The following is a 22,560-nucleotide window of genomic DNA, read 5'->3' on the forward strand; positions in this document are numbered from 1 at the left end:
CCGTTAACAACAGGAGCAGATGATGAAGGCAACCAAACTGGCCATTATTACCCTTTTTGTCCTGATGGCCGTAAGCGGTATCGGCGGCGTGATGCTGGCAGGGTACTCGTTTATTGTTCGCGGCGGTGTCGGCTGAGGTACAGCGCCAGCCGCTCAAAAGCGCGATCGACGACGATTGCCGCCAGCGCAACCAGCAGCGCTCCCTGCACAATATACGCCGTATTAAACCCGCTTAAGCCGATAATAATCGGCGTGCCCAGCGTATTAGCGCCGACCGTCGACGCAATGGTCGCCGTCCCGATGTTAATGATGACCGACGTGCGGATCCCGGCAATGATAACCGGTGCCGCTAGCGGCAGTTCAACCTTGCGCAGCCGCTGACCGCGACTCATCCCCATCCCTTCCGCCACGCTCAGCACGGACGCAGGTACCGCCGCGAGGCCCGCCAGCGTGCCCTGCAGCACCGGCAATACGCCGTACAGAATCAGCGCAATGATGGCAGGCTGTTGGCCAAAGCCCATCACCGGCACCGCTATCGCCAGCACCGCCACCGGGGGAAACGTCTGTCCGATGGCCGCAATCGTCTCCACCAGCGGGCGAAACTCCCGGCCCGCGGGCCGCGTGACCGCGATGCCCGCCCCCACGCCCAGCACAACCGCGATGGCGCTTGAGAGCGCCACCAGCCAGAGATGCGCCAGGGCGAGATTAATGAAGCTCTCCTGCTGATACACCGGCCGCGGCAGCCCGGGAAAGAGACTGTTAAACAGCGCCGCGCTGTGGGGCATCAGAAACAGTAAGCCGACAAAGAGCGCTACCAGCCAGAGAAGCGGATCACGCAGTGCCTTCACGCGTCACCTCCCCGGCCAGCAGATCGCGAAAGTGTAAGGTGCCGCACGGCGCGCCCCGGGCATCCGAAACGGGCAATACTTCGCACTGGCGCGCGACAAACGCGGAGAGCGCATCCCGCAGGCTCATCTGCGCCTGCAGCGGTTCGCCGCTCACCGGCGCCGCCTCCCGACGCATATAGTCGCTCACCGTTCGCAGGGAGAGCAGCCTGACGCCCAATTCGCTGCGGCCAAAAAACTCGCGCACAAAGTCGTTCTTCGGCCAGGTTAACAGCTCAAGCGGCGAGCCCTGCTGCACCACTTCGCCATGATCCATCAGCACCAGATGGTCAGCCAGGCGCAGGGCTTCATCAATATCGTGCGTCACGAGCACGATCGTGCGTCCGAGAATGCGGTGAATGCGGGTCATCTCCGCCTGCAGCGCCCCGCGCGTGACCGGATCCAGCGCGCCGAAGGGTTCATCCATCAGCAGCACCTGCGGGTTGGCCGCCAGCGCGCGCGCCACGCCCACGCGCTGCTGCTGCCCGCCGGAAAGCTGGTGCGGATAGCGGTCGCGCAGCGCGGGCTCTAGCCCCAGCAGAGACATCAATTCATCAACGCGTTCGGCGATTTTCGTCCGCGACCATTTTTCCAGCTGCAGCACGGTGGCGATGTTCTGCGCCACCGTCCAGTGCGGAAACAGGCCGATGGACTGAATGGCATAGCCCATCCGACGGCGCAGCTCCAGCACCGGCAGGCTGCGGATCTCTTCCCCGGCAAAGCGGATCAGCCCGCTGTCATGCTCCACCAGCCGGTTGATCATCTTCAGGGTGGTGGACTTGCCCGACCCCGAGGTGCCTATCAGCACGGAAAACGCCCCTCGGCAAAGTTCAGGTTCAGGTGGCTCGCCGCCGGGCGACCGGCAAAGATTTTACTGACATCATGAAATTCAATCATTGGCTCTTCTCCCGAGCAGCGCGAGCCATAAGGCAAACAGTGCGTCGACGACAACCGCCAGCGCAATCGTGGGCACCACGCCCAATAACACCAGATCCAGGGCACTGCTCAGCAGCCCCTGGAAGACCAGCGCGCCAAAGCCGCCCGCGCCAATCAGCGCCGCAATCACCGCCATGCCGACGGTCTGGACTGCCACCACCCGCAGGCTGCGCAACAGCAGGGGCAGCGCCAGCGGCAGCTGAATTTTCCAGAAACACTGCCGCGCGCTCATTCCCATCGCATGGGCGCTTTCCAGCACGTCAGGTGCGACCTGACCTAAGCCCGCGACCACGCCGCGTACCAGCGGCAGCAGGGCATACAGCACCAGCGCGATAAGCGCGGGCGTTAATCCCGTTCCGGCTATTCCCAGCATTCCCAGCGCCGGAAACGACTTCACCAGCCCGGCCAGCGGCGCAATCAGCAGGCCAAACAGCGCGACGGAAGGAATGGTCTGGATAACATTGAGCACGGTAAAAACCCCGCCCTGGCGTGAAGGATGGCGATAGCACCACATACCAAGGGGGATCCCAACCAGAAGTGCCGGAAAGAGCGTACCGAAGAGGATCGTCAGGTGCTGCGCGAGGGCATCATCAAACACCTCCTGACGGTTGGCGTACTCTTTTAACAGCGAGAGGTTGTTCAGCTCACCGCTGAACAGCAGGAGTAAAGGAATACACCATATCTGCGCATTGAGCACCCATCGCCAGACGGCGCTGGGGATGAGTCGACGAATCGCATCGCTGCAGGCCAGCAGGCAGAGCGCCAGCCACAGCCACAGGCCGCTGCCGATAGTGGTTCTCGCCAGCGGACTTTCCGCCGAGGCCATATGCGTCGCCGCCAGCCCGGCGCTCCAGAACAGGAGAATAAACAGCCCTTCAGAGAGAAGCAGCGTCAGCCACTGGGCCGGGCGTCCCTGCCAGAGCGACAGGATCACCCACGCGCCCAGCGCCGCCGCCAGCCACCCCGGCGTAAACGACCAGACCTGCCAGAGCGCTTTGCCCTCACCCGACATCAGGCGGTTTGGGGCAACGTTAACAAACGGTAACGCGACCGCCGCGATGGCCACGCAGGCCAGCAGCAGCAGGACGCGGTTATGACATTTTATTGGCACAGCCTTTTCCCGTTACTTCACAAGCTCTTGTTGTTTCAGGAAGTCGGCGGCCACTTTTTTGGCATCCAGCCCCTCGACGGCAATGCTGGCATTCAGCTGCTGCAGCGTTTTTTCATCCAGCTTTTCGAAGACCGGTTTGAGCCATTCTGCAATGTCCGGGTACGCTTTCAGCACCGCCTCACGCACCACCGGGGTCGGCGCGTAAATTGGCTGTACACCTTTTGGATCGGTCAGGGTCTGCAGGCCAAGCGCCGCCACCGGGCCGTCGGTACCGTAGGCCATGGCCGCGTTAACGCCGGAAGTTTGCTGTGCCGCCGCTTTGATGGTCACCGCGGTATCCCCACCCGCCAGCGAGAGCAGCTGAGCCTGGTCGAGCTTGAAGTCGTAGGCTTTTTCAAACGCGGGCAGCGCGTCAGGACGCTCGATGAACTCCGCCGACGCCGCAAGCTTAAAGTCGCCCTTCTCTTTCAGGTAGCGGCTGAGATCCGCCAGGGTAGTCAGCTTCCCTTTCTCCGCCACGTCCTTGCGCACGGCGATAGTCCAGGTATTGTTGGCCGGCGCCGGGGTCAGCCAAACCAGTTTGTTCTGTTCCGCGTCGAGTTTTTTGACTTTCTCATACCCGGCTTTGGCGTTTTTCCATGCCGGATCGTTTTCATCTTTGAAGAAGAATGCGCCGTTGCCGGTGTATTCCGGGTAGATATCCAGCTCGCCGGAGGTAATCGCGCCGCGCACGACGGGCGTGGTGCCGAGCTGGACTTTATTGACCGTTTTCACGCCGTGGCTTTCCAGCACCTGCAAGATAATATTACCGAGCAGCGCGCCCTCGGTATCGATCTTCGAACCCACTTTAACCGGCTCCGCCGCCTGTAACGGCAGGCTCAGCGCCGCCAGTAACACCGCAGATCCCAACATCCCCTTTGCAATCGTCATTCCGCTATCCTCATTTTTTTGCTGCCTTTTTCAGAGGCTTGAGAGAAAAGCGTAGCTTAAAACGGCGGAATTAACCGTCAAAATGCCTTTTTAGCATAAGGTAAGACGCCTCCCCCGCAGGACGGGGGGAGGCAAAGGAGGGAAAGGTTACAGCAGCTCGAACTCGCCTTTATTCACGCGGGCGGAGTCCACGCCGATAAAGACGTTAAATTTGCCCGGTTCCGCATCGTATTTCATCTGCTGGTTCCAGAACTTCAGCGCATCCACGTCGATCGGGAAGCTGATGGTTTTGGTTTCCCCCGGCTTCAGCGTGACCTTCTCGAAGCCGCGCAGCTGTTTCACCGGACGGCTCATCGACGCGGTGACATCCTGCACGTACATCTGGATCACCGTAGCCCCTTCGCGCTTGCCGGTGTTGGTCACCTCAACGCTGGCGGTGACCTTGCCGTCACGCTTCAGGGTCGGCGCCGACATTTTCACGTCGGAGACCTTGAAGGTGGTGTAGCTCAGGCCGTAACCAAACGGATAGAGCGGGCCGTTAGCTTCGTCGAAGTAGCGAGAGGTGTACTTGTTCGGCTTGTCGGCGTTGTACGGGCGACCGGTATTCAGGTGGCTGTAGTAAACCGGGATCTGCCCGACGGAGCGCGGGAAGGACATCGGCAGCTTGCCGGACGGGTTGTAATCGCCAAACAGCACGTCGGCGATGGCGTTACCGCCTTCGGTACCGGCGAACCAGGTTTCCAGGATGGCGTCAGCCTGCTGGTCCTCTTTCACCAGCGCCAGCGGACGACCGTTCATCAGCACCAGCACCAGCGGCTTGCCGGTGGCTTTCAGGGCGGCAATCAGATCGCGCTGGCTCTGTGGAATGGTGATATCGGTACGGCTGGAGGCTTCGTGCGCCATACCCTGCGCTTCCCCCACGACCGCAACAACGACGTCAGACTGCTTCGCGGCGTTCACCGCTTCGTCAATCATCTCCTTCGGCGTGCGCGGATCGACCTTCACCGCTTCCTCGTACTGGTTGAGGAAGGTCACGATGTCTTTATCGTTGGTGACGTTCGCCCCTTTGGCGTAAACCACTTTGGCGTTTTCACCGACGGCACTTTTGATACCGGTCAGCACGGTCACGGACTGGTCAGCCACGCCCGCCGCAGACCAGCTCCCCATGACGTCGCGCTTGCTGTCGGCCAGCGGACCCACCACGGCAATGGTGCCGGATTTTTTCAGCGGCAGCGTGTCGAGGCGGTTCTTCAGCAGCACCAGGCTTTCGCGCGCGACGTCACGCGCCTCTTTGCGGTGCAGGCGGCTTTCGGCATTGGTATCTGCCGGGTCGGAGTCTTTCGGACCCAGGTGGCTGTACGGATCGTTAAACAGCCCCATGTCGTATTTCACGTTCAGCACGTGACGGGTGGCATCGTCCAGCTCCGCCATCGTCACCTTGCCGCTCTTCACCAGCCCCGGCAGATACTTGCTGTAATACTCGTCGCTCATGCTCATGTTGATGCCGGACTTGAGCGCCACGCGCACCGCATCTTCCGGATCGGAGGCGGTACCGTGTTTGATCAGCTCTTTAATCGCACCGTGGTCGGAAACGGTGATGCCCTTAAAGCCCCACTGGTCGCGCAGCACGTCTTTCAGCAGCCAGGAATCAGAGGTTGCAGGCGTGCCGTTCAGCGAGTTCAGCGCCACCATCACCGCGCCGCTGCCCGCATCCAGCCCTGCCTTGTACGGCGGCATGTAGTCGTTGAACAGGCGCTGCGGGCTCATGTCGACGGTGTTGTACTCTTTACCGCCCTCCACCGCGCCGTAGGCCGCAAAGTGCTTGACGCTGGTCATTACCGAGTAGCGGTCCGCCGGGCTTTTGCCCTGCATCGCTTCCACCATGGTTTTACCCATCGTGGAGGTTAAATACGTATCTTCACCAAAGCCTTCCGAGCCGCGGCCCCAGCGCGGATCGCGCGAGACGTCCACCATGGGCGCCCATGTCATGTTCAGGCCATCGTCCGCCGCTTCATAAGCCGACACGCGCCCGACGGTTTTCACCGCGTCGAGGTTAAAGGAAGACGCTAAGCCGAGGCTGATGGGGAAGACGGTACGCTGGCCGTGCACCACGTCGTAGGCAAAGAACAGGGGAATTTTCAGGCGGCTGAGATCCATCACCTGGTCCTGCATCTTGCGGATATCCTGGCGGGTGACGGTATTAAAGATGGCGCCTACCTGCCCGTCTTTGATCATCTCGCGGATGGCCTCTTTCGGGTTATCCGGGCCGACGCTGATCAGACGCAGCTGGCCGATTTTCTCATCGACCGTCATTTTCTTGAGCAATTCCGTGACAAACGCGTCCCGCGCTTCAGGCGTGAGCGGGTGATTGCCAAACAAATCCTCTGCCAGCGCAGGTTGCAGCGCCAGGCTGACGGCGACACCTACAGAACATAGCCATTTCATGTCGTTTTACTCTCTCATCAATAACCGCCGGACGATCTCGGCCATACCGTGCGAAAAGCGCAGTGTGCCACAAACCCTCCGATCGTTGCAGGGTTATTCTCTGATTTTTCTCGTGAATACTCGACCGCTTAACAGTTAATCGCGCTATGCTTTACAGCGAGAAATTTGCCCCACCACAAGGAGTGGAAGATGTCTTCTGTTCGAACTGACGATAACAAAACCTTTATTAACGAACTGTCGCGCCTGGTTGGCTCCTCTCACCTGCTTACCGACCCGGCTAAAACCGCCCGCTACCGCAAGGGCTTCCGCTCCGGTCAGGGCGAGGCGCTGGCGGTGGTTTTCCCCGGCACGCTGCTGGAGCTGTGGCGCGTTCTGAGCGCCTGCGTCGCCGCCGACAAGATTATTTTAATGCAGGCGGCCAACACCGGCCTGACCGAAGGCTCCACGCCGAACGGCAACGATTACGATCGTGACATCGTGATTATCAGCACCCTGCGCCTCGACAAGCTGCACCTGCTGGACAAGGGCGAGCAGGTGCTCGCGTTCCCCGGCACGACGCTCTACTCCCTCGAGAAAGCGCTTAAGCCGCTGGGCCGCGAACCGCACTCGGTGATCGGCTCCTCCTGCATTGGCGCCTCGGTGGTCGGTGGGATCTGCAATAACTCCGGTGGCTCGCTGGTGCAGCGCGGCCCCGCCTATACCGAGATGTCCCTGTTTGCCCGTATTGACGAAAACGGCAAGCTGACGCTGGTGAACCACCTGGGAATCGATCTCGGCGTCACGCCAGAACAGATCCTCAGCAAGCTCGACGACGATCGCGTGAAGGATGAAGACGTTCAGCACGACGGTCGCCATGCGCACGATCATGACTACGTGACCCGCGTGCGGGATATCAATGCCGATACGCCGGCGCGCTACAACGCCGACCCGGATCGCCTGTTTGAATCCTCCGGCTGCGCGGGCAAGCTGGCCGTTTTTGCGGTACGTCTGGACACCTTCCCGGCCGAGAAAAAGCAGCAGGTATTCTACATCGGCACCAACCAGCCTGAGGTTCTGACGGAGATCCGCCGTCATATTCTGGGCGAATTCACCCATCTGCCGGTGGCGGGCGAATACATGCACCGGGACATTTACGACATCGCCGAGCGCTACGGCAAAGACACGTTCCTGATGATCGACAAGCTCGGCACCGACAAAATGCCGTTCTTCTTCACCATGAAGGGCCGTACCGACGCGATGCTGGAGAAAGTGTCGCTGTTCAAACCCCACTTCACCGACCGCTTTATGCAGAAGCTGGGCAACGTTTTCCCGGCGCATCTGCCGGAGAGGATGAAAACCTGGCGCGACAGGTACGAACATCACCTGCTGCTGAAAATGGCCGGAGACGGAATTGCCGAAGCGCAGAGCTGGCTGACCGAATTCTTTAAAACCGCCGAAGGGGATTTCTTTGCCTGTACGCCTGAAGAGGGCAGCAAAGCGTTCCTGCACCGCTTTGCCGCCGCAGGGGCCGCCATCCGATATCAGGCGGTACATTCCGAAGAGGTGGAAGATATTCTGGCGCTCGATATCGCCCTGCGGCGTAACGACACCGAGTGGTTTGAACACCTGCCGCCGGAAATCGACAGCAAGCTGGTGCACAAGCTCTATTACGGCCACTTTATGTGCTATGTCTTCCATCAGGATTACATCGTCAAGAAAGGGGTCGATGCACATGAACTGAAGGAGCAGATGCTCGCCCTTCTGCGTGAACGCGGCGCACAATATCCTGCGGAACACAACGTCGGACATCTTTATAAAGCCCCTGACGCACTTAAGCAGTTTTATCGCGAGAATGACCCTACAAACAGCATGAATCCCGGCATCGGTAAAACAACGCGGAAGAAATACTGGAAAGAGAGCGCAGACGCGGAGCAGCACATAACGCAAACGTCTGATTAATTCCTACAGCCAAATTTGAGAGATTGTTAAGCGCTCCTTAATCGTAATAGAGTAACGGCTTATCGCCGGAGAAACGTTTCTCCGGCCTTCGATAACGAGGAGCAGGCACATCATGTCGGCTATTGATGTTTTATCCGAGACCGAGCTGGAAGTGCGCGACGCCCGTCCCGATGATGTGCATGCCATTGCCGCGATCTATGCCTGGCATGTGCTTCACGGGCGCGCGTCATTTGAAGAAGTCCCCCCGACTATTGACGAAATGCGTCATCGCATGAAAAGCGTGGCGGAGAACGGTTTACCGTGGCTTATCGCGCTGTACCGCGGCATTGTGGTGGGCTACTGCTATGCCACCCCTTACCGACCGCGACACGCCTACCGCTATACCCTGGAAGAGTCGATTTACGTGGATGCCAGCATCACCGGGCGCGGTTTTGGCACGGCACTGATGGATGCGCTGATCGCACGCTGCGAGCAAGGGCCGTGGCGGCAGATGATTGCCGTGGTAGGAGATGGCAATAACAATGCCGGCTCGTTACGCCTGCATAAAAAACATGGCTTCGTGATTGTCGGTCAGCTGCGCAGCGTAGGCTACAAGAAAGGCGACTGGCGGGATACGGTGATTATGCAGCGCCCGCTCAACGATGGTGACTGGACGCTGCCGGAATAAACGCAAAACGGTAACCTGGGTTACCGTTTTTAGTGTTTGTAGGCCGGGTAAGGCAAAGCCGCCACCCGGCGCTGACAGACGGCTCAGTCGTTCTGCGCCGTCGCCATCTGCTCCGCTTTTTGCTTTTTATACGTCAATGCCGCGGCCGGGACAGGCTGCACTTTTCCTGTTTCAATCCAGGTCCGCAGGCGGCTCGCGTCGGCGAAGTGCGTGTATTTGCCGAAGGCATCCATCACTACCAGCGCCACCGGCTTACCGTTAAATACGGTGCGCATCACCAGACAGTGTCCGGCCGCGTTGGTAAAGCCGGTTTTCGTTAGCTGAATATTCCAGTTATCCCGGTATACCAGATGGTTAGTATTGCGGAACGGCAGCGTATAGGCCGGGTTCGCAAAGGTCGCCATCTCTTCACGGGTGGTACTGAGCTGACCAATCAGCGGGTACTGTTTGCTGGCAATCAGCAGTTTCGTCAGATCGCGCGCCGTGGAGACGTTGTTGATCGACAGACCCGTCGGTTCAACATAGTGCGTATTGTTCATCCCCAGCGCTTTGGCTTTCGCGTTCATCGCGCGGATAAACGCGTCGTAGCCGCCCGGATAGTGGTGCGCCAGGCTCGCCGCCGCGCGGTTTTCAGACGACATTAGCGCCAGCAGCAGCATATTTTTACGGCTGATCTCACTGTTCAGCCGCACGCGGGAGTAGATCCCTTTCATCTCCGGCGTGTGGCTAATATCCACTTTCAGTTTTTCGTCCAGCGGCAGATGGGCATCAAGCACCACCATCGCGGTCATTAATTTGGTAATTGAGGCGATCGGTCGCACCAGGTCCGGATGGCTGGCGTAAATCACCTTATTGGTGTTGAGATCGACAATCATCGCGCTGCCGGACGCAATTTGCGGCTGAGCAGCAGCGGTGGTCACCGCGGGCGTTTTGGCGACGGCCGGTACGACTGCGGACGCACCCAGCAACAGCGCCAGGCTAAGTAAAGAGACTCGGAATTTCAGCATGGTGAGACTTCTGATAATTATTCACGCACGTTATGACGTACACCGCCTGGGTTGTTGGATAAACACAGGCTGGCCTCGGCATCATAGCCGTCAGCGGGCGTTGTCGCCAGAGGATAATCGTGAACGGATGCTGCATTGCTGGCATTTACGCCAGCAATGCAGTGAACTCAGAAGAGACGGTATCCATAACCCCAAAGAATCACCGTCAGCGCCAGTAATGCCTCCAGCACCAGCACCCCGATGGCGAGCGTTGAGCTCGAGAAGCTCAGCCCCTCTTCTTTATTGATATTCAGGAAGGTAGGAACCCCCAGATACAGCAGATAACCGGTGTAAAAGAGGGCAATGGTACCGATCAGCGCGCACAGCCAGACCAGTGGATAAAGCGCAACAATACCGCTTAAGAACAGCGGGGTCGCGACATACCCGGCAAAGACCATACAGTGCGCCAGCGATGGACGCTGCGGATAGTTACGCGCCATCCAGTGAATGACGCGCCCCATGACCGCCACCCCCGCCAGCATCAGGCCATAAAAGATGATGGCAAGATAGAGTCCCGTAAACCAGGAAAGCTGAACCACGGTGCCGTCACCGAAGTTCCAGCCGATTTGTGTCGTTCCGATAAAAGCGCATATTACCGGCACCGCGGCCATCAGCAGCACGTGGTGCGTGTAATGATGCGAGACCGTTTCGTTCTCACTTTTAATGACATGCATTTCACGATCGGGATGGGAGAAAAGTCCCCAGACATGGTTCATAGCGCCCCCTTGTTGTCGGCCCGTCAGCGATACCTTAAGTATAATGCAGGCTTTAGATTATTTTATGTACAGTGGGAAATTTCCGTTGATTTCCCCGCCGTTGATTCAAGGGGTATATGATTAAACGAGGCACGCAGAGGGAGAAAACCGTTACGTAATGGATATTAACGCACTCATTGAGCAATATGGCTATGCCGCGCTGGTCATCGGCAGCGTGGCAGAAGGTGAAACCATCACGCTGTTAGGGGGCGTCGCCGCGCATCAGGGGTTACTGAAGTTCCCGCTGGTTGTTGCCGCGGTCGCGCTGGGCGGGATGATAGGCGATCAGCTGCTCTACTTTCTGGGGCTGCGCTTTGGGCCCACGCTGCTCAAGCGTTTCGCAAAGCATCAGAAGAAAATCCGCCGCGCTCAGCGGCTCATTCAACGTCATCCCTACCTGTTCGTTATTGGCACGCGCTTTATGTATGGCTTTCGCATTATCGGGCCGATACTGATTGGCGCCAGCCATCTGCCGCCCAAAATTTTTCTGCCGCTCAATATTGTGGGCGCGATTGCCTGGGCGCTGATCTTTACGACGCTCGGCTATGTAGGGGGCGAAGTGATTGCGCCCTGGCTGCATAATCTCGACCAGCACCTGAAGCACTGGGCGTGGTTGATTCTGGTGGTTGTGGCGGTGATTGCGGTGCGACTGTGGCTGAAGCACCGTGAAAAGACGCGGGATGAGGAGTGAATGCGGCCTGATGCCCTCACACTAACCCTCTCCCACAGGGAGAGGGAACTAAAAATACCCTCTCTCACAGGGAGAGGGGAATCTATCCCTCCGGCTTAAACTGCGGGTTCGCCAGCATAAAGCCCCCGTCGACGATAAACGATTGCCCTGTTGTATAGCTGGCGTCGCTGTCACACAGCCACGCCACCAGGCTGGCAATCTCTTTCGTGTGGCCCGGCCTTGCCAGCGGGATTTCCGGCATGGAGCCTTCCTTCACTTCGCTGTCGTCCATGTCGTTCATCGGCGTGGCAATCGCACCCGGCGCGACGGCGTTCACCAGAATGTTGTGCTTCACCAGCTCCATCGCCATGGATTTGGTTAACCCGCCGAGCGCGTGTTTAGCCGCCGTGTAGGCACTCGCTTGCGGCAGAGGCGTGTGTTCATGCACCGAGGTGATGTTCACAATCCGTCCCCCTTCCCCCTGCTTCACCATCTGCCTTGCGGCTATCTGTGAACAGAGAAACGCCCCGTCCACGTCGACGGTGAAAATATTCCGCCAGTCGTCAAACGGCATCTCGAGGAACGGCGCTTTGGTCATCGCCCCTGCATTATTGACCAGCACGTCCAGCCGGCCAAAGCGCGCAATCAGCGTCTCTATTGCCTCAGCGCCTTCCGGCAGCGTGCTTAGATCAAGATGGACAGCCTCCGCGCGCTGCCCCTGCGCTTCGACTTCACGGCAGGTTTCCAGCGCCCCTTTCTCATCCGAGTGCCAGGTGACGCCAATATCAAACCCGCGCTCTGCCAGCATCAGGGCCGTGGTTTTACCGATCCCGGAATCCGATGCGGTCACAATCGCTACTCTGGTCATACTCACCTCCTGAAAAACTGCAAAGAGGTAAGTATAGTTAATGACCTTTTTTAGCCATGATGATAGCCACCGCCCAGCGCGGAGGTCAGCTGCAGCGTGGCGTCTACATACTGCCCCTTCAGCAGCAGTCCTTCGAGGTGCTCTTTGAGGGCCGGTATTCTGGCTTCACTGACCCAGGAGCCCGCAACGATCCCCGCGCTGAAACGCGCCTGCGCCAGCGCTACAACCCGTGCCGCATCTTTTTCAACCTGCTGCTGGTGGCTGTTTTTCGCCATGAGCGTTTCGACTTCACTGGCCGTGTGTGCCACCTGATTGACGGCCTCTACCACCGCTTTGTTGTAGTTGGCTACTGAAAGGTTGTTCTGCGCCTGAGCGATATCCAGCCCGGCGTTAAGCCTGCCGCTGTCGAAAATCGGCAGCGTCAGCCCGGCGGTCACGCCCATCTGCTGCGCGGACGAACGGAACAGATCGCTCAGATGGAGGGCATCCTGCTGTAAGAACGCCATCAGGTTCACGTCAGGATAAAACGCCGCTCTGGCGGCCTCCACTTCGCTCATGGAGGCTTCGATATACCAGTGCGCCTCCTGCAGATCCGGACGGCGTGCCAGCAGTTCATAGCCGAGCATCGACGGTAGCGAGGCTTCCACCGTCGGCAGGGCGTGCCGCGTCAGCTTCACGGAGGAGGCGTTCGTCAGCGCAACCAGACGCGCCTCAATGGCTTTCATTTTCCCGTTGACTTCGGCCAGCTGCTCTTCGGTTTTGCTGGCGTTGATATCCGTTTCAACGCCCTCCACGGAGGAGGTGATCCCGTGCTGATACAGCTCGCGATCGGCACCGATAATATTGTCCTGCTCATGTTTAATCTGCGCGAGGACCTCCCCCACGCCGGCCTGCGTTTGCCACTCCCAGTAGAGCCGCGCCACGCTGCTGGCCAGCAGCTGACGGGTCTGCTCCAGCTCCGCTTTTTGCGCATTCACTTTGCCAATCCGGGCTTCGACCTGCGCGCGATTTTTTCCCCACAGATCGAGATCCCAGCCTGCCGTCAGGCCAAAGGTGCCGTTGGTGTACCACGGCCCGGTTGTCCCTGCCGCCGGGTCGGTAATGGCAAAGGGCCCCATCAGCCCCTCGGCGGACATTTTCTGACGTTCGGCATCCGCTGAAAAATCAATCTGCGGACCGTCGGCAGCCATAGCCGCTTTGGCCTGGGCTTCCGCAAGCGTAATGCGCTGACGGGCAATCTGCATATCCGGCGCATCGCTTAATGCTTTTGCAATAAGCCCGTTAAGTTCCGGATCGTTATATGCTTTCCACCACTCATTTTTCGGCCAGTCCTGATGATTCAGAACCGTATTCACCGACGCCGCCGTGGTTTGCGTTTTAATGGGAGATACCGTGGCATGTTCAGGCGCACAGGCAGCCAGAATAAAAACGAAGGGAGCACTCAGAGATAAAATAAGAGAACGTTTCATGACGCCATAAACTCAAAAAATAAAGGCGCAAATTACGCTTGATTCTCTTTATTTTTTTAGTAATGCGTGGCAATGCGTAAATTGTCATAGATTTAAATATACGGAAAAGTATTCACCAAAATTATTATTTAAATTGAATTATGCAAATGAAAAATAATCAACCCGACAGGGTGAACATCCCCTGTCAGGTTGATCGCTTTATTAAACTTTCAGCGAAGCGCCTTTTGTCGCAATAACCTCTTTATACCAGTAGAAACTTTTCTTACGGCTGCGCGCCAGCGTGCCTTTCCCGCTGTCATCGCGATCGACGTAAATAAAGCCGTAGCGCTTAGAAAGTTCAGCTTTTGATGCGCTCACCAGGTCGATGGGCCCCCAGCTGGTGTAGCCCATCACCTCAACGCCGTCTTCGATCGCTTCCCGCACCTGCACCAGGTGATCGTTGAGATAGCTGATGCGGTAGTCATCCTGCACCGTGCCGTCTGCGTCCGGTTTATCCTTCGCCCCGAGGCCATTTTCCACGATAAACAGCGGCTTCTGATAGCGATCCCAGAGCACGTTTAGCAGAGTACGCAGGCCGATGGGGTCAATCTGCCAGCCCCATTCGGAACTGGCCAGATGCGGGTTTGGCACCATGCTCAGGATATTGCCGCGCGCCTGCTGGTTGAGGGCGTCATCCGCGGTGACGCAGCCCGTCATGTAGTAGCTGAAGGAGATAAAATCGACGGTAGATTTCAGCGCCTCGCGGTCGGCGTCCGTGACCTCAAGCTGAATACCGTTGTCGCGGAAGAAACGCTGCATATACCCCGGGTAGGCGCCGCGGCACTGCACGTCGCCAAAGAATTGCCAGGCGCGGTTTTCCTGCAGCGTCTCCAGAACATCTTCCGGCTTGCAGGTCAGCGGATACACCAGGCCGCCCAGCAGCATGTTGCCGATTCTGGCATCCGGGATAATCTCATGGCAGGCCTTCACCGCCAGCGCGCTGGCCACCAGCTGGTGGTGGATCGCCTGGTACACCTCCCCTTTGCTGCTGGTTTCCGGCAGACCGACGCCGGTCATCGGCGCGTGCAGAGACATATTGATCTCGTTGAAGGTCAGCCACAGCTTGACCTTCTCTTTGTAGCGCGCAAACACGGTACGGGCATAGCGCTCAAAGAAGCCGATAGTCTGACGGCTGCCCCACCCGCCGTACTGCTTCACCAGCCCCCACGGCATTTCATAGTGCGACAGCGTCACCAGCGGCGTGATGTTGTGCGCGGCCAGCTCGTCAAACAACCGGTCGTAAAACGCCAGCCCCGCCTCGTTCGGCTGCTGCTCGTCACCGTTCGGAAAAATGCGGGTCCAGGCAATGGAGACGCGCAGGCAGCTAAAGCCCATCTCGGCGAACAGCTTGATGTCTTCCGGGTAGCGATGATAGAAGTCGATGGCGACATCCTTGATGCCGCTGTCCCCAGGGACGCGCTCAACTACCGGGCCGAAGACACCCTGCGGCTGAACGTCAGAGGTGGACAGCCCTTTCCCCTCTTCCAGATACGCACCCTCTACCTGATTCGCGGCAACCGCGCCACCCCATAAAAAATCGTCCGGGAAAGTTTTCATCACGTTCTCCTGTTATTGATGACTGACGCTGAGTAACGGCGCACCGGCATTGACGGACGTTGCCGCCACGGTCGCCACCTCGCGATACTCGTCGCTGTTACTGATAATAATCGGGGTCGCCAGGTCGTATCCGGCATCGATAATCGCCTGTCGGTCAAACTCCAGCAGCAGATCGCCGGGCTGCACCTTGTCACCGACCTTCACATGGGCGGTAAACGGCCTGCCGTCGAGCTTCACGGTGTCGATACCCACGTGGATCAACACTTCAATCCCGCTGTTACTGAGCAGGCCGATGGCGTGTTTGGTCTGGAACAGCGAAGCCACCACACCGGCAAACGGGGCAACCACTTTGTTATCGGAGGGAATAATCGCGGCGCCGCTGCCCAGCAGGCCGCTGGCAAACGTGGTATCCGGCACCTGGTCGAGAGCAAGAACGGTACCGGTCATCGGCGATAGCACATCGTTTTCGCCCGCGGAGACCACACCTTCTGGCGCGGTGTTTCCTGGCATACCGGCGAGCAGCGTCAGGCCGCAGCTCAGCACCAGCGCCACCACCGTGCCGATAATGCCTCCCCACAGCGTGGCGTCCACGCCGCCCGGCGGAATCATCTGAGCGATGGTAAAGATATTGGCGAAGCCGAAGGAGTAAACGTGGGTGTCGCTGAAGCCGACAATCGCCCCACCGATAGCGCCAGCCACGCAGCCAAAGATAAACGGACGGCGCAGCGGCAGGTTTACGCCATACACTGCGGGTTCGGTGATACCAAAAATACCTGCCGTCACGGATGAACCGGCCAGCATTTTCTGACGCGCATCGCGGGTACGCAGAAAAATGCCCAGCGCCGCCCCCACCTGGCCAAACACCGCAGGCAAAAGCATGGGCAGCATGGAGTCATGCCCCAGCACCGCCAGGTTGTTGATCATCAGCGGCACCAGCCCCCAGTGCAGGCCAAAAATAACGCAGACCTGCCACAGCGCGCCCATCGCCGCGCCCGCCAGCCACGGTGCCAGAACGTAAATAGTCTGATAGCCGTTCGCCAGCATCTGGCTCAGCCAAGTCGCCAGCGGCCCGATAACGAGGAAAGTCAGCGGCACGGTCACGGCCAGACAGATCAGCGGCGCGAAGAAGTTTTTCATCGAGGAAGGCAGCAGCCTGGTGCTCTGTTTTTCCAGCCAGCAGCTGAACCACGCGGCGAGAATAATCGGGATCACCGACGAGCTGTAGTTGAACCACGTGACGGGGATGCCCAAAAAGGCTTCCGATACCGCCCCCGGCTGCTGGCTGGCGTTAAATGCCGCAATCATCACCGGATGGGTGAGCGCCCCGCCGATCACCATGGTAATAAACGGGTTGCCGCCGAACTTTTTCCCGGCGGTATAGCCCAGCACCAGCGGGAAGAAGAAAAACAGCGCATCGCTGGCGGCAAACCAGATTTTATACGTGCCGCTCTCGGTCGTGAGCCAGCCGCAGACCACGGCCAGCGCCAGCAGCCCCTTCAAAATACCGGACGCGGCCAGAATGCCGATAAATGGGGTAAAGATCCCGGAGACAATGTCAATCAGGCGGCCCAGCAGGTTCCCCTTTTCGCCCTTCTCTTCCACGACAGGGGCGTCGTCGGTCAGGCCTGCTTCATTGCGGACAGCCTGCCAGACATCGTGAACGTGGTTGCCAATCACCACCTGAAACTGGCCGCCGCTTTCGACCACCATGATCACGCCCGGATTTTTCTTGAGCCCTTCCGCATCCGCCCGTTGATTCTCTTTCAGTTTGAAGCGAAGCCGGGTCGCGCAGTGCACAAGACTGACGATGTTCTCTTTTCCGCCAACGTGGCCGAGAATATCCTTCGCTAACGCCTGGTATTCCATCTCGATTTCCTTACATCCGATGCCCGCAGGCACCTGTTGACTGAGTACAAAAATAAAAAAACCCGAGAACGACCTTCTGACGAAGGCCGCGCTCAGGTTTTGCCTGCGTGATGCAGTAACAATCCTGTTTTGAGGCTTAACGCCCCTCTTTTCTCACCCGCTCGATATGAATGGCGAGGAACATAATTTCTTCGGTTGTCAGCTCACGCTGATAGCTTTTGTTCAGGTGCTGCGCAATTTTCTCGGCGCATTTCCACGCCTTCGCGTAGTTGTCTTTGACTGCCGTATGCAGCGAGACATCGTCATCTTCCACCACGGTGCGGGTGAGCATCCGCTGGGCAAAAAACTTCAGGTGGGTGACAAAACGCTGATAGCTGAGCGACTCTTCGTCATACTCAAGCTGCAGCTGATACTTCACCAGCTGGAGGATCTCCTGCATCACCCGCGTCACGTGCATCACCTCCGGCATTTCGCTGTTCAGCTGCGCGGTAACCAGATGCAGCGCGATAAACCCGGCCTCATCTTCCTCCAGTTCGACGTTAAGGCGTCTGGCGATAATGGCCCGCGCCTCCTGCCCTAGTTCGAACTCCTTCGGATACAGCCGTTTAATATCCCACAGCAGCACGTTTTTGATGGCCAACCCGTTCTTCTGCCGCTCAATCGCAAAGTAGCAGTGATCGGTGAGGGTGATATACAAGCTCTCCTGCAGCTTGCCCAGCCGCTGCGCCGCCAGCCCGATGATGCGGTCGCAGGTGGTCATCACCTCCAGCGGAATCTGACTCAGCAGCTCGCCGAGCCGACGCACCAGTTCATCGCTTTGTAACGCAAACACCTTTTCAACCCGCGCGGTATCCAGCGCTTCACCGACGCGCTTCTGAAAGGCCAGCCCACGGCCCATCACCACCTGTTCGCGCCCGCGCTCATCCTGAACAACCACCACGTTATTATTGAGTATCTTGGCGATTTTCATCTGAACCCCAGAAACAAAAAAACCTGACCTCCGGCAGATGCCAGAAAATCAGGTTTTGCCTGCCTAAGCAGTAACAATCCAGTTCTGGCACTCTAACAGTTTCATTCGTAGCCTCAATGCGTCACGCGTCAGAAACGTGACGCGGATCGAACTTGCTACCGTGATATCAGAAGGTCACCACCGTTTTCAGCTCGGTGACCCAGGCATCCTGGGTGCGACTGACCCCGCCGGGATGGTGCCAGTACTGAATGCCCGGCTGCAGTTCAAGCCATGACACCGGACGAAAGCGGTAGTAAAACTCGCCGTTCAGGGAATGGCCCGGCACCGGGTGCCAGGCCGGATTGTTGTAGTCGCTCACGCCGCTCAGGCTGTTCAGGTAACGCTGGTTGCGGGCGTACTGGCTGCTCATATCAATCCAGGTTAAGCCAAAGCCAATCCAGTCTTCCGGTCGCGCATCAAACAGCCCGCGGTAGCGCAGCGAGGCGGCATAAACCTGATGCATGTAGTTAGTGCGCTGATCCGCAAGGCTCATGCTGAACGAGGTGCTCAACCCGCGATTCGGGTCATCCTGATGCTGCGTAAGCTGCTGGTTCAGCCCGGCGTACATGAACCAGGTCCGGTTGTGGGTATCGAATCCGTCCGGGTCCGTCGCGCCCGCCCCGCCGGATTTGCCGCGATAGAGATCGGTTTGCGGCGCGTTGGTAAACACCACGCCCAGGTTGTACGCGCCCGGCAGGCCGTTAATCAGCGGACGCGCTTCGATTTCAACCGGCAGTAAGACCCCTTTGCTGCCCTTCGTCGACCAGCTCCAGGCATGGCTGCGGCTGGCGGCCTGCGGATTCTGCTCCATCACGCCGCCTTTTAAGGTCAGCGTCGGCGTTAATTTATACGCAAGCGTGGTGCCCCAGGTGTGGACGTTCCAGTTGTTCCAGGTCAGCGAGTTGGCTGACTTTCCGCCGCACTGGGACAGCAGCTGAAAATCACAGGGGATAATTTGATCGAAGGTTTGCACCTTGTTCATCATCCCGATGCGCCAGGTCAGACGCCGGTCGTCAAAGCTGCGGGCAAAGGTCAGCCAGCCCAGACGGGTAATCGACTGCCCGCCCCAGCTCTCCTGGGTCAGATCGTTGAAGTTGACGCGCGGGTCCTGCACGCGTTTGGTGGTGAGATCGTCATTGTGGTTGCGGTTGACGATGTTCCCCTCGATACGCGCGTCCGGGATACCGGTCCAGCGCTCCAGGTCCTGGTTGAAGGTCAGCGCGAACTGGTCAATATAGGCCACGTGGGAGTCGTGGTTATATCCGCCACCGCCGTTCCAGCCAATTTCATTCAGGTATCCGAGGTTATAGGTAAAACCGTTATCGTTAAGGATTTTACGTATGCCGAGCATTTCGCCCAGCACAGGCTCCGGCGGAGCTTCAAACCCTAATACCGTACCGTTCCAGTCTTGCGCCATCGACAGCGGGGATATCGCCAATAAGGCGAACGCATAGAGTTTATTTTTATATGCCATGATAACAACCTGTGATTGAGTATTGAGTGCGTAACCGGCCGCAGGAAATTTTTCTATTTCCTGTCGATATTTCATTTTTTTTAAAATCAGTAAAAAGCGCTAAGCCAAATATCTCTCCTGCGTAAATGACAGGCAAAAAAAAACCTAAGCGCCCCACAGCGAAAATGCTGTGGAACGCTTAGGTTTTGCCTGTTAACCAGTCACAATCCTGCGTTGAAAACAGTGGCACCTTAACACCGTCGCGCCACGTTGAAAACCTGAACTGTTTTCTGTTTTAAAAAAGTGTGAGCAATTTAACGCTTATTATTTGGACTGTATCACCCGCGCAATATCAGCCGACGTCTGTAAAGTACGAATCTCCTGAAATAACTCCAGCGCTTCCTCGTACTCTTTGCGTAAATAACTCAGCCACTGCTTAATACGCGCGACGTGATACAAACCGGTATCGCCCTGCTTTTCCAGACGGCTGTATTTTTGCAGCAGCGTGACGACATCTGCCCACGGCATACGCGGTTCGTTATATTTCACCACCCGGCTGAGGTTAGGCACATTCAGCGCGCCGCGGCCGATCATTACCGCATCGCAGCCGGTGGCCTGCAGACAGGCCTGCGCGCTCTCGTAGTCCCAGATTTCGCCGTTGGCGATCACCGGAATGGAGAGGCGTTTGCGGATCTCACCGATCGCCTGCCAGTTTATGCGATCGGCTTTGTAGCCATCTTCTTTAGTGCGGCCATGCACCACCAGCTCGGTGGCCCCGGCCTGCTGCACCGCATCGGCGATCTCGAACTGTCGGGCATCGCTGTCCCACCCCAGGCGCACCTTTACCGTCACCGGCAAATGCGCGGGCACGGCCTCGCGCATGGCTTTCGCGCCGCGGTAAATCAGCTCAGGATCTTTCAGCAACGTCGCCCCGCCGCCGCTGCCGTTCACCAGCTTAGACGGACAGCCGCAGTTGAGATCCACCCCGTAAGAGCCCAGCTCAACCGCGCGGGCGGCGTTTTCCGCCAGCCATTCCGGGTACTGGCCGAGCAGCTGAATCCGCACCAGCGTGCCGGAAGAGGTTCGGCTCTGGTTGTGCAGCTCGGGGCAAAGCCGGAAGAAGGATTTTACCGGCAACAGCATATCCACCACGCGCAAAAACTCCGTCACGCAGAGATCGTAGTCGTTCACCTCGGTCAGAAGCTCGCGCACGAGGGAGTCGAGCACGCCTTCCATTGGGGCCAGTAAAACACGCATAGCAGTTCCTGTGAAAAAAGACGCGCTATAGTAGCCGCTCTCTATATCGCTGGGAAGCGCTTCTGTTCAGGCAGAAAGTCACTCGGCGTTGCCCCAACAATGGTGCGAAACGCCGCCGCAAATGCCGCTGGGCCGGAAAACCCCAGCATCCAGGCCACCTGCTTAACCGGGTATCCGTTGGCGAGGAGATCCAGCGAGGCACAAATCCTTGCGCGCTGTCGCCAGGCCCGGAAGCTAAAGCCGGTATCGTTGATAAACGCACGTGAAAATGTGCGTTCAGACATCGCGGCCCGTTCCGCCAGCCTTTCCAGAGAGAGATCCCAGAGATTGTTGGCAATGAGGTCACAGGCCACGCGATGTAAGCGCTCATCCACGGGCATCGGCAGTTCGGCAGAAATCTGCTGCGTCTCGCTGAGGATGTCGAGCAGCAAAACGGCCATGCTGCGCTGGCTTGCCGGCCGGTATTCCGCGCTGAACAGCCCGGCAATCAGCTCTTTGAACAACGCTGTGGCCATAATTACGTGAACCTCGTCTTTCCGCTTAAAAGGTTCGCATTGCGAAATCAGTGCCGGGCTAAACCAGACCGCGCGAAGCTCCGTTGCGGATAACACGCTGTAGGTATGCTCCTGAAAGGGAGGGATCCACAGCGCGCGCTGCGGCGGTATGACCCAGCGTTGGCTGCCGGTTTCGACCAGCATGACTCCTTTGATGGCAAACAAAAGTTGTCCCTGCGAATGCTGGTGAGGCGGATCGACTTCGCCGCGCGTATAGCGTATTGCCCCTCTTGACCATCCGATAGCATCGTCGTGAATTGGCGTTTTATCGATAACGGTTGGCATTTCATATTCCCTCCTTCCTCTTATGATGCTGCTTGTACACGTAACCGGAGAGAGACGCAATGCACATCCATTTTATTATTCATGAACATTTCGAGGCGCCAGGCGCCTATGAAATCTGGGGGAAAAGTCGCGGCTGCAGTCTGAGCTACACCAGAGTGTATCAGGGCGATTCATTACCTGAGGAACTGGGGCACACAGACCTGCTTATCATCATGGGAGGCCCGCAATCCCCCGCCACCACGCGTGAGGAATGCCCCTGGTTTGATGCGCAGGCGGAAAAGGCACTCATCAGCCGCGCGATAGAGGCAGGTAAAACGGTGATAGGCGTTTGTCTGGGCTCACAGCTTATCGGCGAAGCGCTGGGCGCCGCGTTTTGCCACAGCCCGGAAAAAGAGATCGGCAAATTTCCCGTCAGGCTCACAGATGCAGGCAAGGCGAACCCGCTGTTTGAAGACTTTGGCAGCGTGCTGAACGTCGGTCACTGGCATAACGACATGCCTGGGTTGACGCCGCAGGCTAAGGTTCTGGCTTACAGCGAGGGCTGTCCCCGCCAGATCGTGCAATACAGCGAACGGGTTTACGGTTTCCAGTGCCATATGGAGCTAACGCCGGAGGTGGTAGAGTTGCTGATTGAGCATTCGCAGAATGACCTTCGCCGCGCGGGTGAATTCCGTTTTGTCGAAACGGCGGAAAAACTCCGTTCGCATGATTATCGCGAAATGAACGAGGTGCTGTTTTCTTTTCTCGATAAGCTGACCGCCTGACGCTGATGCCTTCTCTGGCGCGTTACTTCGCCAGCGCAACCCCTTTCCTCTAAACTG

General features: G+C 58.0%; 18 protein-coding genes and 2 pseudogenes. 5 read left to right on the forward strand and 15 right to left on the reverse strand.

The window, feature by feature from the left end; translation table 11 throughout:
• Window positions 1–22: 22 nt before the first annotated feature.
• Window positions 23–136 carry a protein YohO gene (locus tag PI91_RS25355; RefSeq protein WP_008500895.1) on the forward strand — a complete coding sequence of 38 codons (114 nt, stop codon included), beginning with the start codon at window positions 23–25 and terminating at the stop codon, window positions 134–136.
• Here PI91_RS25355 and PI91_RS17945 read toward each other — a convergent pair.
• The 5 genes and pseudogenes from PI91_RS17945 to bglX all read right to left on the reverse strand — a co-directional run bounded on the left by PI91_RS17945 (window position 111) and on the right by bglX (window position 6,306).
• Window positions 111–848, reverse strand: a complete 738-nt coding sequence (locus PI91_RS17945; protein ID WP_008500896.1) for an ABC transporter permease — start codon at window positions 846–848, stop codon at window positions 111–113. The genes PI91_RS25355 and PI91_RS17945 overlap by 26 nt on opposite strands.
• A pseudogene (locus PI91_RS17950) lies at window positions 832–1,781 on the reverse strand (ABC transporter ATP-binding protein). The gene PI91_RS17945 and the pseudogene PI91_RS17950 overlap by 17 nt, the downstream one beginning before the upstream one ends.
• Window positions 1,774–2,931 carry an ABC transporter permease gene (locus PI91_RS17955; protein ID WP_008500898.1) on the reverse strand — a complete coding sequence of 386 codons (1,158 nt, stop codon included), beginning with the start codon at window positions 2,929–2,931 and terminating at the stop codon, window positions 1,774–1,776. The pseudogene PI91_RS17950 and the gene PI91_RS17955 overlap by 8 nt, the downstream one beginning before the upstream one ends.
• Before the next feature lie 12 nt (window positions 2,932–2,943).
• Entirely contained in the window at window positions 2,944–3,861 is a 918-nt protein-coding gene (locus PI91_RS17960) for an ABC transporter substrate-binding protein (protein ID WP_039266747.1), read from the reverse strand.
• 147 nt (window positions 3,862–4,008) lie between these two features.
• A complete protein-coding gene (gene bglX / locus PI91_RS17965) occupies window positions 4,009–6,306 on the reverse strand; it encodes a beta-glucosidase BglX (protein ID WP_039266748.1) in 2,298 nt (765 codons plus the stop codon).
• A gap of 189 nt (window positions 6,307–6,495) precedes the next feature.
• Here bglX and dld point away from each other — a divergent pair, with 189 nt between their 5' ends.
• Both dld and PI91_RS17975 read left to right on the forward strand, forming a co-directional pair.
• Window positions 6,496–8,244, forward strand: coding sequence for a D-lactate dehydrogenase (gene dld / locus PI91_RS17970; protein WP_039266749.1), 1,749 nt, complete (start codon window positions 6,496–6,498; stop codon window positions 8,242–8,244).
• A 112-nt stretch (window positions 8,245–8,356) separates the two neighbouring features.
• Window positions 8,357–8,911 carry a GNAT family N-acetyltransferase gene (locus PI91_RS17975; protein ID WP_008500902.1) on the forward strand — a complete coding sequence of 185 codons (555 nt, stop codon included), beginning with the start codon at window positions 8,357–8,359 and terminating at the stop codon, window positions 8,909–8,911.
• A gap of 83 nt (window positions 8,912–8,994) precedes the next feature.
• Here PI91_RS17975 and pbpG read toward each other — a convergent pair whose 3' ends face one another.
• Together pbpG and PI91_RS17985 are read right to left on the reverse strand one after the other, a co-directional pair.
• Window positions 8,995–9,918: a D-alanyl-D-alanine endopeptidase gene (gene pbpG, locus PI91_RS17980; RefSeq protein WP_023293820.1), complete on the reverse strand. Its 924-nt coding sequence runs from the start codon at window positions 9,916–9,918 to the stop codon at window positions 8,995–8,997.
• Between the two features lie 167 nt (window positions 9,919–10,085).
• Window positions 10,086–10,673 carry a Yip1 family protein gene (locus tag PI91_RS17985; protein ID WP_008500904.1) on the reverse strand — a complete coding sequence of 196 codons (588 nt, stop codon included), beginning with the start codon at window positions 10,671–10,673 and terminating at the stop codon, window positions 10,086–10,088.
• A gap of 157 nt (window positions 10,674–10,830) precedes the next feature.
• Here PI91_RS17985 and PI91_RS17990 point away from each other — a divergent pair, with 157 nt between their 5' ends.
• On the forward strand, window positions 10,831–11,403 hold the full coding sequence (locus tag PI91_RS17990) for a DedA family protein (RefSeq protein WP_008500905.1): 573 nt from the start codon (window positions 10,831–10,833) through the stop codon (window positions 11,401–11,403).
• A gap of 82 nt (window positions 11,404–11,485) precedes the next feature.
• Here the strand turns inward: PI91_RS17990 and PI91_RS17995 are convergent, their stop codons facing one another.
• The 8 genes and pseudogenes from PI91_RS17995 to PI91_RS18030 all read right to left on the reverse strand — a co-directional run bounded on the left by PI91_RS17995 (window position 11,486) and on the right by PI91_RS18030 (window position 21,739).
• Window positions 11,486–12,250: an SDR family oxidoreductase gene (locus tag PI91_RS17995; protein ID WP_008500906.1), complete on the reverse strand. Its 765-nt coding sequence runs from the start codon at window positions 12,248–12,250 to the stop codon at window positions 11,486–11,488.
• Between the two features lie 50 nt (window positions 12,251–12,300).
• Window positions 12,301–13,719, reverse strand: a complete 1,419-nt coding sequence (mdtQ, locus tag PI91_RS18000; RefSeq protein ID WP_039266750.1) for a multidrug resistance outer membrane protein MdtQ — start codon at window positions 13,717–13,719, stop codon at window positions 12,301–12,303.
• Between the two features lie 201 nt (window positions 13,720–13,920).
• Complete coding sequence (locus tag PI91_RS18005) at window positions 13,921–15,315, reverse strand: glycoside hydrolase family 1 protein (protein ID WP_039266751.1); 1,395 nt, start codon at window positions 15,313–15,315, stop codon at window positions 13,921–13,923.
• A 12-nt stretch (window positions 15,316–15,327) separates the two neighbouring features.
• Window positions 15,328–17,293 (reverse strand): annotated as a pseudogene (gene bglF / locus PI91_RS18010) (PTS beta-glucoside transporter subunit IIABC).
• Window positions 17,294–17,317: 24 nt separating this feature from the next.
• Window positions 17,318–18,151 (reverse strand): BglG family transcription antiterminator LicT, encoded by an 834-nt coding sequence (gene licT / locus PI91_RS18015; RefSeq protein WP_023293816.1) that lies wholly within the window; start codon window positions 18,149–18,151, stop codon window positions 17,318–17,320.
• 166 nt (window positions 18,152–18,317) lie between these two features.
• The gene (locus tag PI91_RS18020) at window positions 18,318–19,607 is read right to left on the reverse strand and encodes a carbohydrate porin (RefSeq protein ID WP_369804044.1); all 1,290 of its coding nucleotides are present in this window, start codon (window positions 19,605–19,607) and stop codon (window positions 18,318–18,320) included.
• Between the two features lie 360 nt (window positions 19,608–19,967).
• Window positions 19,968–20,900, reverse strand: coding sequence for a tRNA dihydrouridine(16) synthase DusC (gene dusC / locus PI91_RS18025; protein WP_008500912.1), 933 nt, complete (start codon window positions 20,898–20,900; stop codon window positions 19,968–19,970).
• Window positions 20,901–20,941: 41 nt separating this feature from the next.
• Window positions 20,942–21,739 carry a helix-turn-helix domain-containing protein gene (locus PI91_RS18030; RefSeq protein ID WP_039266753.1) on the reverse strand — a complete coding sequence of 266 codons (798 nt, stop codon included), beginning with the start codon at window positions 21,737–21,739 and terminating at the stop codon, window positions 20,942–20,944.
• Between the two features lie 59 nt (window positions 21,740–21,798).
• On the opposite strand from PI91_RS18030, the gene PI91_RS18035 reads away from it, so the two are divergent.
• The gene (locus tag PI91_RS18035) at window positions 21,799–22,503 is read left to right on the forward strand and encodes a type 1 glutamine amidotransferase (RefSeq protein ID WP_039266754.1); all 705 of its coding nucleotides are present in this window, start codon (window positions 21,799–21,801) and stop codon (window positions 22,501–22,503) included.
• Window positions 22,504–22,560: the final 57 nt, after the last annotated feature.

Origin of the sequence: Enterobacter sp. FB (genome assembly GCF_000805795.1) — a bacterium.
In the GTDB taxonomy this organism is placed as follows: Bacteria; Pseudomonadota; Gammaproteobacteria; order Enterobacterales; family Enterobacteriaceae; genus Enterobacter; species Enterobacter roggenkampii.